Raw genomic sequence first — 12,375 nt, 5'->3', positions numbered from 1 at the left:
CATGAAATCGCCATGCTTCTTGCGTCACTGGGACCGTATGTGCTCCTACTGTGCCGGGATTGTGATTAACGGCAGCCTCTCGTTGCCGCCAGTTTCGACCAGCGTGAAGAAAAACATGACCGCCGTGAGGGCGCGTTTTGTTTGCAAGTCGCCGTGGTTGACCCAAAACCAATAGTCGCGGTAGTGCACGGCGGCAAATGTGTCCGGCGGCCTGTCCTTGCCGCTGTGAATCCGAACCCTATCCTCCCGGCTCTCCGTGGACGCGTGCTCGAACGCGGGCAGCGCGCTGTGTTCCTTCAAGTGCGCTTCCGGTACGTCCAAGTAACTCGAAAAGGCAATCATGACTTGTAGCATCGAGCGGCTGTTCACTGACAGTTCGTTGGCCGCTCCACGCGCCGGGGAATAGGTGAGCGTGAGCCTTTGCGCGTCGGCCGGGAGCTTGAGCAACCGCCGGATTTCAGCCGTCTTTTCCACGATGTCAGGCGGCAGGTCGTCACGCCGGAAGAACAGCACAGCGGTCGAGCCTTTGGTCTTGTCCTCCTCCACCCGCATCCCGACCGCACCTGCGGCCTGCACTTCGCGCAACAACGCGAGCGCGCGCCGGAACTCAGGATCCGCCTCCCTCAGTGCGCCGCCAGCTATCGAGCGATTACGCACGCCATTGAGCGACTCGACGGTCAGACTCAGGATGAAGTCCGCCGCATAACCTCCCTGGAGCATGAAGAAAATGTTCTTTGGGTCAATTGGCGTGATGAGTCCACGCAAGAACTTCTCCCCCGTCGCCGGCGTGTAGGTGATGGTGGGCCGGTCAGTGTAGATGCCCTGTACCCCCGACGAGAAGAAGTTGCCCTGAACCGCCCGCTCCGACGAAAGCGTGCCGCCGACGGTCACGCCGGTTTGCAGCGAGTAGCCGCTAACGACGGACGCGACTTCCACAAAGACCGGCAAATCCATGTAGCGCAGCTTGACAATGTTCAAGAGCATTTGCTGCTTCCACGAATCGGCGACCGCCGTGCTGTAATCGAAACGATCCATGGGAATGGTTTTGGGGCCGAGAGACCCGCAACCGGTGAACAGCGCCACCGCCCCAATGCACAACCCTAGCCTCATTGCAGCAAGAGTCAGGGAGCCAGGCGGCGCTGCGGCCGGAGGATCTTCTTTGGATGCGGCTTTCATGGCGGCTTGCGTTCTGATCTCTACTCCTCCTCAATAAGAGCCTCGACCCGTCCTGTGCGTACCGCCCTCACCAAGGCCGCGTGGTCATGCTCCGTCTGATCCGCGTAGGCAAGAGCGAACGCGCCCATTGCCTGGTCAAACGTGTCGCCCTTGCCCAGATAGCCACTAATGGTCGTGGCATCCCCGGACTTGGCGTGGGCACGAGCAAGCGTCCAGCCGCAGACCTCGGCATAGCGGTTGAACTGCACGGGAGCCATGCCTTCGACGGGAAAAGACATCTTCATGTCGCGCAACTGGCGCAAAAAATAGTCATTGCCTTGTCGCCCCCGCGCCCATCCCAGAAAGATGTCGCTGGAGGACTGCATCAGCCGTTGCCCCATGACGACGCGCTGCCCCTGTAGGTCATAGCGGCTCTTGCCCGCGTAGGGCTCAAGAACAGACCGGCAGGCTTCCTTGATCTGGAGGAGCAGGGGATGCCCTTCTTCGTCGGAAAACAGTCCCATGAAGCAGCGCGTTCCCACACTGCCAATACCCACCACTTTCAGGGCGAAGTCTTCCAGGCGGTAGCGATCCAGCAGGACGCGCCGCTCGTCGGAAAGCGTCTGCCGGTAGTCGATCAGCCCCTCACGAAACCCTTCCTCGATGTCAGCGTCAGTGACGTGATAGACAAGGGGTGGTTGGTCGACAAGGCGGAGTCGCCCACCCGCTTCCTCGGCAATCTTTGGAAAGAGGTGTTCGACGACACGCTGGCGGGCTTTCGCAGCCATTTGCTCCCGGAACTTCTTCGCCTTTTCATCGGGCGCCATCGCAATGATGGTTTCCGCGTCCAGGCGCGCGTACCAGACCTCCAGAGGGTCCATCCGGGAATACTCCCGCAGACGCTCCCGATACGCACGCACGCACTCCAGGGCGGCTTTCCGGGCATCCGCATCTGACAACTTGTTGTCGCGTGCTGCGACCGCAAAACTGGCTGCCAGCCGTTTGAGATCCCATTCCCAGGGGGCGGGCAGGGTTTCGTCAAAGTCGTTCAGATCGAAGACCAGATTGCGCTCCGGCGTCGCAAACAAACCAAAATTCAGCAGGTGGCAGTCCCCGCAGGCTTGCACCCGAATTCCAGTGCTTGGGGTCGTGGCGAGATCGTGCGCCATGAGTGCGGCGGAGCCGCGCAGGAACGTGAAAGGGCTACGGAGCATGCGGCCGTAGCGGATTGGTACCAGTTCCGGCAGTCGGTCCTGACTCGATGCTTCGAGAATCTCTATGGGGTCCCGGCCATGGGCTGGCGGTGTCCAGTCCGCGTGACTGACGCGCGAAACACTATCGCGCAAAGCCTTACCGGCGGCGAGACGCTCTGCGCGTGCGCGAAATACCGGGGCGTTCTCCTCCACCTCGGCGATTGCCGTCTTGGCTTTTCCCCGCGACTTCTTTGCGTTCACCTTGACTCCCCCTTCTCTTCAAGAGCCTACGTTACTGGCGCACCTTCTCGATGGCTTTGTCCCGCTCTGCCTTGCCGTCCACGATGAGCCGGTAGGCAGCGTAGTATTTGTAGATGTTCCGCACGTACGTGGTCGTCCCGATGCCGATCTTCTCGGCGACCACGATCTCCACATTGTTGAGCCACTGGTCAGGGTCCAGCCCGCGCTGCACGGCCTCCTTGCGCATCTTGGCGATATCAGCGGGGCCGGCGTTGTAGCTGGCGAAGGCAAACCGCGCGCGGTTGTGTAAAGCGTGCGGCTGTAGGGTACGAGCACACGGATTGAGCGCCGCTCAAGCATGCCGTCGAAGTCGCCGCGCCAGGGCGCGTGATTCAGGCTGAACTGGCGTGCGGGTGGGGGAGCGGCCGGAGCGGAGGCGCCTGTCGGCGATTGCGGTTCAGCGCCCTGGACACCCTGTAAGGCAAAGGCCAGCATGAACAGGAGTCCAGCAAGGATATGGACCAGCCGGGGCGCGTTCATGACGAAGAACTCCGTGCGCATGGTGGCAACGCCCAGCCACACGGTGAGCGCCGCCAGCCTTCCGTGAAGGCCGTTGCGCGCCCGTCAGCCCTTCCGCGCCTGACCATCGATACCTTGAGTCTAGAACATGACAACCACCGGTCTTGCGCCAGTTGTTGGATCACGGGGGATTAGCCGCTAACAGCCGTCAAGGCGTCCGGTCCTTTGCATGGCGCGATCTGAAAGTTGATGCACAGAAGCGCCTTGGATTCAGAGGTTCGCGACGCCGTGGGGGCGCTATCATAGCGCCCGCCGCGCATCCACCGCGCCGGGCTCCCACACTGCGCGCTGCCGAACCAAGGCTCAATCGGTCTCGGCAGGCGAGCGAAAAGCATTACGTACGGCGCTTATCCGGCATCGGGAAGCCGCGTACCGTCGCCGTCATATCAATGGTTTGGGGCCGCGTGCTTATAACCTTGCGATTTATTAACTCCACGCCTGACTGGCTCCTATAGTTAAACGTCGAGGCAAATCAATCCCATGGCCTAGAATTCGGTGCGACCTCAATGAGATTGCTTCTCGTCTCGGTGTGCCAGGGCCATCGTACGGACATGACGCGCTCGCCGCCCTTAAACGCATTGCCACAAGCGAAGGCCGGTGGAGCTTGAGCTCGGTCATTCAAGGGAGAACAAAATGAGGATGACGATACTTCCCACCCTGGCCACGCTTGCCTTGCTCACGCAGCCGGTAATCGCACCGGCGCAGGAAACCACGGGCCAGTCGATGACTGCGCCCGGTAAGGCCGCTTTTTCCCAGACCGTGAAAGAGACGACAACCGTAGTGGGCATCGACCCGGCAACGAGGACCATTACATTGAAGGGACCGAAAGGGGTATCCAATCTCGTGGCGGGCGAAGAAGTACGAAACTTCGACCAGCTCAAGGTAGGCGACAAGGTCGTCGCCGAATACAAGCAGGCGCTGTCGCTGGATCTCAAGAAAGGTGGTGGTGGCATTGCCGGACAAACCGAGCGCGAGTCGGGGGAGCGGGCTCCGCTTGGCGCGAAGCCGGGCGGGAGCGCGGCCCGCGAGGTGACAATCGTTGCGAACGTCGTCGCAGTGGACACGAAAAAGCAACTCGTTACGCTGCGCGGACCAAAAGGTAATACGGTCGACCTGAACGTTCGGGATCCAGACCAGTTGAAAAACATCAAGAAGGGGGACCAAGTTCAGGCGATCTATACCGAAGCGGTGGCCGTCTCGGTCGAGCCCGCGTCGAAGAAATGAGCCTGCGGAACGAAAGGTCGACGGGGCTGGCGGTTGGACGCGATTTCTTGCCACCGCGGCCAGGAACCTGCGCAACCGGGCTTTGCGGTATCGCAGGGTCCAGCCCGCTTACGGGACCATTGCAGCGCAGAGTCCCGAGGAGAACGCGATGTTGATGAAACTGAAACTGCGCGCGGCGATGGCCGTGGGATGCGTGACGCTGGCGATGGTATCGGGCACTCTCCGCGCGGAAGAAATCCCCCTGATCACCGGGAAGCAGTGGACCGAGTCATCGGAACAGACGAAAAAGGCCTACCTCATCGGCATCGCCAATCTCGCCCAGGTTGATATCGCCTTTCATGCAGGCAAACCGCCAACCGATTCGCAAAGCGTCATTCCGCGTCTTGCGAGGGGGCTGAAGGGCCAGACGCTCGACACGGTGCGCGAAGGACTCGACCGCTGGTACGCCGCGCATTCGGATCGGCTGCAGCGGCCGGTCATCGAAACGATATGGTTCGAAATGGTCGTGCCCGGACTGCAGAGCAACAAGTAGGGGACACACATGAAAGGACTCGAAGGGATTGGCATGGCGCTCGTCCTCGCCGGCGTTGTCGGCTGCACGAACATGACGCCGCAACAACAAGGGACGGTGACCGGCGCGGGCGTGGGTGCACTAGCCGGTGCAGGCATTGCCGCCATCGCGGGAGGAAGCGGGTGGACTGGCGCCGCAGTAGGTGCCGTCGCGGGAGGCGTGGCCGGCAACATCAAGGGAGGAAAGCAGCAGTGAGTCGTGTCCGGCCCCTCGCAGCCTGGCGGGGGCGACCGCGCCGGAGCGCGCCCTCGGAGACTAGTTGATGCAGTCCCCGCGGCCAAACTCCCCCCGTCAGTCAATCCATTGCACATCAAAGGCATGGTAGCCCCAGGGCGGCATGTCCAGGAAAAGACCACGGGCGCGCAGGTCAGCGCCCGGTCGATCATAGACAGCCGGGCTAAGCCAGTCCTGGAGTCGTACGGTCCCCTCCCCCAGTTCCCTGAAGGGAGTTCGCATGAAGCATTGGCTTTGCTGCGGCGAGTAGTTCACGGCCACGAACATGCACTCGTGCGAAGCCCATACGAAATCGAGCATCAGGCGCGGCCCGCGCTGTCGCGCGCGAGTGTGCAGGCGCGCCAGCGCTTCGTCGCCTCCGAGGTCGCGGCGCACGGTGTAACGCGTGATCGCAAAGCCGGAGCCAGCGATATCCTCCTCCCGCAGGTCAGGCAGCGTTTGCACGAACTCGCGCCGCCACGCCGCGTTGCTGCGCGAGATGCGCTGCGCGGCTGGCCCCGTCTGCCAAACGCTCAGCAACCAGAGCCAGTCGAAACCCATCTCAACCAGACGGTCCAGTTCGGTGTCGGCGATATCATCCAGCGTGGCCGCATGGCCGAGCGATAGCGACACTCGCTCAACCAGACCCGGGTGTTGAGCTGGTAAAGCGCTGGATAGCGAGGTGTCAGCACAGCCGTCAACCCCCTGTTTCGAACCCAGGATATAGCGTCATCCCGCCATCGATGAAAAGCGTCGTGCCGACAATGTAGTCGGTGAAGTCCGAAGCTAACCAGACTGCGGCATGGCCAATCTCCTCGATCTCGCCGATACGCTTGTAGGGCACGAGCTTCATCAGTTCGGCATAGGCCTCGGGCGTAGACCATGCCGCCGTGTTGATCGGCGTCCGAATTGCGCCCGGCGCTATGGAATTGACGCGGATGCGCTTCTCGGCGACCTCTTGTGCCAGGCTCTTCATCAGCAGCATCAACCCGCCCTTGGAGGCTGCGTAATTGACGTGGCCAGCCCACGGAATCACCTCGTGTACTGAACTCGTGAAGATGATCTTGCCGGCCGCCACTGAAATGCCCGGGCGCACGCCGCGCCGGAGGAACTCGCGCACGGCCTCACGCGCACACAGGAACGCGCCGCGCAGGTTGACACTGATCACCGCGTCCCATTGCGCCACGCTCATCTCGTGGAACGGCGCGTTGCGCTCCATGCCGGCATTGCTGACGAGGATGTCGACGGTACCGAACTCCTGCACCGCCGCGGCGAACATGGCTTGCACTTGCGCCTCATCCGCTACGTCGGCCAGTGCGATGATCGCGCGCTGCCCGCCGCCGCGAATCTCTTCGGCCACCGCCTCGGCATCTGCGGGGTTAGCCACGTAGTTGACTACCACGTTGGCGCCAGCTCTGCCGAGCGCGACCGCGATGGCGCGACCGATGCCGGAATTGGCGCCGGTCACCAGCGCGGTCTGGCCTTTTAGCAAGTCGAGGGGCTTCAGCGCCGGGATCGCCGGATGGGGCAGGTTTCTGCTGGCGTAGTAACTTTCCATGGTGTACTCCTTCGTTCCGTTGCCCGGCAGGCGCGGCATCGCGCGGGCTCTGCAGGTTTCGTCGCTCGCGGCCGGGATGGCCTCGGTCGCCTCGATGGCCTGGGCGGCCTAGGTGGCCTAGATAGCCTCCTCGGGATTGACAGGATTGCCGGAGATGGCAGACTCCGGGGGCGTGTGCGGGGCGCTCAGCGCGCGTAAGGCCGCCACCTCCGCGCCCGGCCTGAGCAGTATGTCCTTCGACAGCACGGAATTCGCCTGGATAATACGCGCGACGCAGCCTGTCCAGCCGGTCTGGTGGCTCGCGCCGATCCCGGCACCGGTGTCGCCGTGGAAATATTCATAAAACAGCACCAGGTCGCGCCAGTGCGGGTCGTCGCGGAACTTGCTCGCCGCGCCATACACCGGTCGGCGGCCGTCGCGATCGCGCAGGAAGATCCGGCTCAGGCGTTCGCCCAATTCCTTGGCCACGTCGAGCAACGTCATCATCTGCCCCGAGCCGGTTGGGCACTCAACCTTGAAGTCCTCGCCGAAATAGGCGTACAGGCGTATCAGCGCGGTGTACAGCAGGAAGTTGATCGGCATCCACACCGGCCCGCGCCAGTTGGAATTGCCGCCGAACATGCCGGTGTCGGAATCGCCCGGCACATAGGCCACCCGATGCTCCTGACCCGCGTGGTGAAAGACATAGGGGTGTTCGAGGTGGAAGCGCGACAGCGCGCGAATGCCATGCGGGCCGAAGAACTCGTCCTCGTCCAGCATGCGCGCCAGGATGCGGCGCAGCTTCTGCTCGCCAACGATCGCCAGCATGCGGCGATTGGCTACGCCGGGCTTTGGAGGCAAATGCATGTTGGCGGCAAGCTCGGGGTGGCGACTCAGAAACAGTCCCGCACGCTCACGGAACTTCGGCAGCTTCACGAGGATGTCTTCTTCGAACACGGCCACTGCGGCCAGTGGCAGCAGCCCGACGATGGAGCGCACCTTGAGTCGCGTGGCGCTGCCGTCCGGGAAACGCAATACATCGTAGAAGAAGCCATCCTCCTCATCCCACATTTCGTCGTTCCGCTCACCGACGCGGTCCAGCGCGCCGGCAATGAACACCGTGTGCTGGAAGAATTTCTCGACGAACTCCTCGTAGAGCGGCTCCTGCAACGCGAGCTCGACCGCGATGCGCAGCATTTGCTCGCTGAAGAACACCATCCACGCCGTCCCGTCGGCCTGATCCAGGTACCCGCCAGTGGGCAGTGGCGATGAGCGGTCGAACACGCCGATATTGTCGAGCCCGAGAAAGCCGCCCTCGAAGACATTGGCACCGGCGCGGTCCTTGCGATTGACCCACCAGGTGAAATTGACCAGCAGTTTGGCGAAGGCGTACTTGAGGAACTCGACATCGCCGCTGCCACCGCGGCGCTCCTTGTCGAATAAGTAGAGCTGCATCGTCGCCCAGGCATGCACGGGCGGGTTGACATCGCCGAAGTTCCACTCGTAAGCAGGGAGCTGGCCGTTCGGGTGCAGGTAGTCGTTGCGCAGCATCAGGTCGAGCTGTTGCTTGGCGAAGTCGGGATCGACCATGCCCAGCGGAATCATGTGGAACGCCAGGTCCCACGCGGCGTACCAGGGATACTCCCATTTGTCCGGCATCGAGATGATGTCGTCGTTGAACATATGCGCCCATTCGCTGTTGCGCACTCGCTTGCGTTCCAGTTGCGGCAAGCGGGCACCCGCGCCGTGCTCGTCGAGCCAGAGGTCAAGGTCATAGTAAAAGTATTGCTTCGTCCACAGCATGCCGGCCAGCGCCTGGCGCATGACGCTCACACGGTCCGCGTCGTCGCGAATCGCGAGCGGTGTGATCGACGCGTAGAAGGCATCGGCCTCCTCCAGCCTGGCGGCGAATGCCGCGTCGAAGCCATGGAAGGGCGCGGACGCCGCCCCCGGCGCCTGGGTCGTCAACCGCAACCGCACGACTTGTGACTCACCACCGCCGATGTTGAACTGATAGTGGGGCGCTGCCTTGGTTCCCTGCTGCGCGGGATTCACCGCCGCGGCATCGCCGTGCACGATGAAGTTGTGGATGCCGTCCTTCACGTAGGGCGACGCGTTGCCCGTGCCGAACAGCCGGGTGTTGTTGGTCTCATTCTCGGTGAAGAGCAGCGGCACGTCGGCGTCGCAGTAGAGGTAATACTCGCCCAGCGATTCCTGAAACAACGGGTCGCTGTGACGCGCGCGGACCGCCGCCTGCCCGGAGGCATCGACGCGCTCGAGGATCGGCTTCGAGCCGCCCCACGGCTGCGACCACGTGTTGCGGAACCACAGGGTCGGCAACAGGTGCAGTGGTGCCGCGTCCGGGCCGCGGTTGAAGACGCTGATTCGCACCAGCACGTCTTCAGGCGCCGCCTTAGCGTATTCGACAAAGACGTCAAAATACCGGTTGTCGTCAAACACGCCGGTGTCCAGCAACTCGTACTCGGCCTCATGCTTGCTGCGGCTGCGGTTGGTCTGGACGAGGTCACTGTAGGGATAGGCGGCCTGCGGATACTTGTACAGATACTTCATGTACGAGTGCGTCGGCGTGGAATCGAGATAGAAGTAGAACTCTTTCACGTCCTCGCCATGATTGCCCTCGCTGTTGGCCAGTCCGAAGGCGCGCTCCTTCAGGATCGGATCGCGCCCGTTCCACAGGGCCAGCGCGAAGCACAATACCTGGTGGTCGTCGCTGATACCGCCGAGGCCGTCTTCGCCCCAGCGGTAGGCGCGCGAGCGGGCCTGGTCATGGGTGAAGTAGTTCCAGGCGTCGCCGTTGTCGCTGTAGTCCTCGCGCACCGTCCCCCATTGCCGCTCGCTGAGGTAGGGCCCCCATTTTTTCCAGGCCGCGCGGCCCGCCTGCGCTTCGTCGAGGCGGTCCTTCTCTGCTTCATTACTCATGGCGCGCTCTCCTTCTGGCCAGCGAAGCCGGGCGTCGGGATCGGAATGGGAAAGGCGTGAGCACGATACACGTGAAATTCAGTCAGGCATCAAGCCGGCTTCCGCGAAACCTGCATTAGATGCCTGCCTGGTACGCGCCCAGCGCGCCGCGACCTTGCAAGACGAGAGCCTGGACGAACTTTCCGCCATCCGCGATTGCATTCGACATCTTCGCGCGGCCCGCCGCGTGGCCATGATGGTCCCCGGGGAATGGGGTTCGTACGCACGTAAAAGAGCTTAGGCGCCGGAATCAGCTTTGTAAAAGGCTTTGGCTGGCCACCTGCTGAAAACTCAAGGGAACCACAAAGACTCTCTGGCCCCGGCTTCTGCCTTTCTGACCTACGGCCGTTCGCCCTGCGGCAGCCTGGCCATGTTGTGCTTGATCATATCCATCACCGCTGCGGTCATCACCGAGGTCGAGACGCCGAACATCAGGATCCCATTGACCGCTTCGCTGGTGGGCCGCCCCCCAGGCCCGATGCGCGAACTGCCGGAACTGGCGGAAAAGGAAGGTGCGATTCCGCTGATCGAGACCGGGGGAAAGCCGGGGGCAGCCCTATAGAGTGCGGATAAAAACATACTGATCCGATATCCGAGGGACGCCAACGAGGTTTGGCTTCCTCCAATTCCGAATCGCATCGAATTCTCCTTGCGGTAGCGCCAACCATTTGGTGTATGCATTAGCAGACACACCGGATTTCCGACTATTCTAATTCGCGGTCGCAACCGATTTCCAGGTTCGCACGCTCGCTCGTGACAACGAGGCATGCATGGGCCGATCCGGAGGATCCACGACACGAATGCAGATGCCTGCATTGCTGATACTTGCGTTGTTGCTCCTGCTGGGCGGCTGCGCCAGCCGGCCTGTCAATCCTCCGATCACCCACGCTGACCCCAATGCCGGCTATCGGCTTTTTACGCGCCCACAGTACGCGGCGGACAACGAGAACCTGATAATTCTGGCCTTCTCGGGCGGCGGAACACGCGCTGCCGCATTCTCGTACGGCGTCCTTGAATTCCTGCGCAACACCGAAGTCGTCGGACCGACAGGCAAGAGGTCTCGCCTGCTCGACCATGTCGGCGTCATCACCGGCGTGTCGGGCTGTCTGGGAGGCGTCGTTTTCCCGACTCTTCCGTGAGCGCATCGGTTCTTCTCCCGGGCAATATCGAAGCCGCTTTCAGTTCGGCAAGTCGGGGACTGATGTTGACGAGCAATGAAACCTCCCGGTGCTTTCCCCAGCGGAAGGGCCAGTAAGTTTGCGAGTGCGACTTCGACGTAGTTGGTGAGGCTGGCGCTGCGTAATAGACAGGACATCACGTTTTCCCTGACCCTCCCAAGATGTAAATTCAATCTCCCGGATCGTCAAAAGCAAATTCACGTATGGACCATACTTCGAGTGGGCCGAGAAATTCGTGGTGATGGGCGTGCCTCCCGCTGTGCCCGGCGTGCTCGAGCCGAAAGGTGCTTGAATTTCTCGGTATCGCAGTGAACGCATCTGTACGCACCGGGCACGCGCCGTCATATCCGGAAGGCGCTGGAAATTGGCGCCACGAAGGAAGAAATCGCGGCCGCAAGCGGCGGCCTGAACGCATTCGGGACCACTTCGACGCAACTCCCTACCGCGAGTCCTCCTCCATGAATCTCTCACTGACGCTGTCCGGCTGGCGCGAGCCCGCCCGCACGAACTTCCACGGCATCCTGGTGTCGGTGGTGGTGGCGGTGGCCGCCATCTCCCTGGCCGGGCACTACCACGTGTCGCCGATGCTCTTTGCCTTGCTGCTCGGCATGGCCCTGAACTTCCTGTCGACCGAGGGCCGGTGCGTTCCGGGCATCCAGTTCTCCGCAACCACGCTGCTGCGCATCGGCGTGGCGCTTCTCGGCGTGCGCATCACGGTGTCGCAGATCACGGCCTTGGGTGCGATGCCGATCGCGATGGTCGTGCTGTCGGTGGCGCTGACCATCGGATTCGGCATCGTGCTGGCGAGGATGCTCGGCTATCGAAACCGGTTCGGCGTCCTGACGGGCGGCGCCGTGGGGATCTGCGGTGCCTCGGCGGCGATGGCGATCGCCGCGGTGATGCCCGCCCATCCAGAAGACAACGTGAAGGAGCGCGCCACCATCTTCACCGTCATTGGCGTCAGCACGCTCTCCACGGCCGCGATGGTGCTCTACCCAATGATCGTCTCGGCGCTTGGCTTCGGCAGCGAGCATGCCGGCGTCTTTCTGGGTGGCACGATCCACGACGTGGCGCAGGTGGTCGGCGCGGGCTACGGAATGTCCAAGGAGACCGGCGACATCGCGACGATCGTGAAGCTGCTGCGCGTCGCGATGCTGCTGCCGGTGATCCTGGTCATCACGCTGTCGTACCGCAAGCACCATGTTGCCGGGCCGGCCGGCACGAAGAAGCCGCCGATGCTGCCCTGGTTCGTGGTGGCCTTCGCGCTGATGGTCGCCATCAACAGCGCCGGCCTGATTCCAGCGGCACTGCAGCACGCGCTGCAGACGCTGTCGACCTGGCTGCTGGTGGTCTCGATGGCCGCGATCGGCATGAAGTCGCACCTGAAGGATATCGCGACCGTGGGATTCAAGCCGGTCGTACTGATGGTCAGCGAGACCGCGTTCCTCGCGATCCTGGTTGCCGCGGTCCTCTTAGTGGCTCGCTGAGCTGACCGTCACAGGGAAA

Annotated in this window: 11 protein-coding genes and 1 pseudogene; 6 read left to right on the top strand and 6 right to left on the bottom strand. The window is 62.4% G+C overall.

Annotated features, from left to right (window positions below; all coding sequences use genetic code 11):
- Positions 1-45: 45 nt before the first annotated feature.
- The 3 genes and pseudogenes from ABNX08_RS35055 to ABNX08_RS35045 all read right to left on the bottom strand — a co-directional run.
- Positions 46-1,176 carry a hypothetical protein gene (locus ABNX08_RS35055; RefSeq protein WP_022539977.1) on the bottom strand — a complete coding sequence of 377 codons (1,131 nt, stop codon included), beginning with the start codon at positions 1,174-1,176 and terminating at the stop codon, positions 46-48.
- A 20-nt stretch (positions 1,177-1,196) separates the two neighbouring features.
- Positions 1,197-2,609 (bottom strand): DUF2252 domain-containing protein, encoded by a 1,413-nt coding sequence (locus tag ABNX08_RS35050; RefSeq protein WP_022539976.1) that lies wholly within the window; start codon positions 2,607-2,609, stop codon positions 1,197-1,199.
- A 31-nt stretch (positions 2,610-2,640) separates the two neighbouring features.
- A pseudogene (locus ABNX08_RS35045) lies at positions 2,641-2,892 on the bottom strand (lytic transglycosylase F); the annotation flags it as partial.
- 908 nt (positions 2,893-3,800) lie between these two features.
- Between ABNX08_RS35045 and ABNX08_RS35040 the strand changes: the two are divergent.
- The 3 genes from ABNX08_RS35040 (at position 3,801) to ABNX08_RS35030 (ending at position 5,157) form a co-directional block, all read left to right on the top strand.
- Positions 3,801-4,391, top strand: a complete 591-nt coding sequence (locus ABNX08_RS35040; protein ID WP_022539974.1) for a hypothetical protein — start codon at positions 3,801-3,803, stop codon at positions 4,389-4,391.
- 148 nt (positions 4,392-4,539) lie between these two features.
- A complete protein-coding gene (locus ABNX08_RS35035; protein ID WP_022539973.1) occupies positions 4,540-4,923 on the top strand; it encodes a hypothetical protein in 384 nt (127 codons plus the stop codon).
- A gap of 9 nt (positions 4,924-4,932) precedes the next feature.
- Entirely contained in the window at positions 4,933-5,157 is a 225-nt protein-coding gene (locus ABNX08_RS35030) for a hypothetical protein (protein WP_022539972.1), read from the top strand.
- Between the two features lie 96 nt (positions 5,158-5,253).
- Here the strand turns inward: ABNX08_RS35030 and ABNX08_RS35025 are convergent, their stop codons facing one another.
- From ABNX08_RS35025 to ABNX08_RS35015, 3 genes are all read right to left on the bottom strand, one after another.
- Positions 5,254-5,808 carry a hypothetical protein gene (locus tag ABNX08_RS35025; protein WP_349607070.1) on the bottom strand — a complete coding sequence of 185 codons (555 nt, stop codon included), beginning with the start codon at positions 5,806-5,808 and terminating at the stop codon, positions 5,254-5,256.
- A 64-nt stretch (positions 5,809-5,872) separates the two neighbouring features.
- On the bottom strand, positions 5,873-6,772 hold the full coding sequence (locus ABNX08_RS35020; protein WP_349607069.1) for an SDR family oxidoreductase: 900 nt from the start codon (positions 6,770-6,772) through the stop codon (positions 5,873-5,875).
- Between the two features lie 78 nt (positions 6,773-6,850).
- Positions 6,851-9,652: a glucosidase gene (locus tag ABNX08_RS35015; RefSeq protein WP_349607068.1), complete on the bottom strand. Its 2,802-nt coding sequence runs from the start codon at positions 9,650-9,652 to the stop codon at positions 6,851-6,853.
- A gap of 307 nt (positions 9,653-9,959) precedes the next feature.
- Between ABNX08_RS35015 and ABNX08_RS35010 the strand changes: the two genes are divergently transcribed.
- The 3 genes from ABNX08_RS35010 to ABNX08_RS35000 all read left to right on the top strand — a co-directional run bounded on the left by ABNX08_RS35010 (position 9,960) and on the right by ABNX08_RS35000 (position 12,356).
- The gene (locus ABNX08_RS35010) at positions 9,960-10,253 is read left to right on the top strand and encodes a hypothetical protein (RefSeq protein WP_374063783.1); all 294 of its coding nucleotides are present in this window, start codon (positions 9,960-9,962) and stop codon (positions 10,251-10,253) included.
- Between the two features lie 244 nt (positions 10,254-10,497).
- A complete protein-coding gene (locus tag ABNX08_RS35005) occupies positions 10,498-10,830 on the top strand; it encodes a hypothetical protein (protein WP_349607067.1) in 333 nt (110 codons plus the stop codon).
- Positions 10,831-11,327: 497 nt separating this feature from the next.
- A complete protein-coding gene (locus tag ABNX08_RS35000) occupies positions 11,328-12,356 on the top strand; it encodes a putative sulfate exporter family transporter (RefSeq protein ID WP_041682272.1) in 1,029 nt (342 codons plus the stop codon).
- Positions 12,357-12,375: the final 19 nt, after the last annotated feature.

The sequence above is a fragment of the Cupriavidus sp. DF5525 genome, assembly GCF_040149425.2.
GTDB classification, from domain to species: domain Bacteria; phylum Pseudomonadota; class Gammaproteobacteria; order Burkholderiales; family Burkholderiaceae; genus Cupriavidus; species Cupriavidus pickettii_A.
Note: the sequence above shows the minus strand (reverse complement) of the source record. Positions and strands in the feature narration are given on the sequence as shown.

Bases quoted from the DNA above. Each gene is read 5' to 3' on its own strand.
- ABNX08_RS35005 (WP_349607067.1), top strand. From the start codon at position 10,498: ATGCCTGCATTGCTGATACTTGCGTTGTTGCTCCTGCTGGGCGGCTGC.
- ABNX08_RS35055 (WP_022539977.1), bottom strand. From the start codon at position 1,176: ATGAAAGCCGCATCCAAAGAAGATCCTCCGGCCGCAGCGCCGCCTGGC.
- ABNX08_RS35000 (WP_041682272.1), top strand. From the start codon at position 11,328: ATGAATCTCTCACTGACGCTGTCCGGCTGGCGCGAGCCCGCCCGCACG.
- ABNX08_RS35020 (WP_349607069.1), bottom strand. From the start codon at position 6,772: ATGCCGCGCCTGCCGGGCAACGGAACGAAGGAGTACACCATGGAAAGT.
- ABNX08_RS35015 (WP_349607068.1), bottom strand. From the start codon at position 9,652: ATGAGTAATGAAGCAGAGAAGGACCGCCTCGACGAAGCGCAGGCGGGC.
- ABNX08_RS35040 (WP_022539974.1), top strand. From the start codon at position 3,801: ATGAGGATGACGATACTTCCCACCCTGGCCACGCTTGCCTTGCTCACG.
- ABNX08_RS35035 (WP_022539973.1), top strand. From the start codon at position 4,540: ATGTTGATGAAACTGAAACTGCGCGCGGCGATGGCCGTGGGATGCGTG.
- ABNX08_RS35030 (WP_022539972.1), top strand. From the start codon at position 4,933: ATGAAAGGACTCGAAGGGATTGGCATGGCGCTCGTCCTCGCCGGCGTT.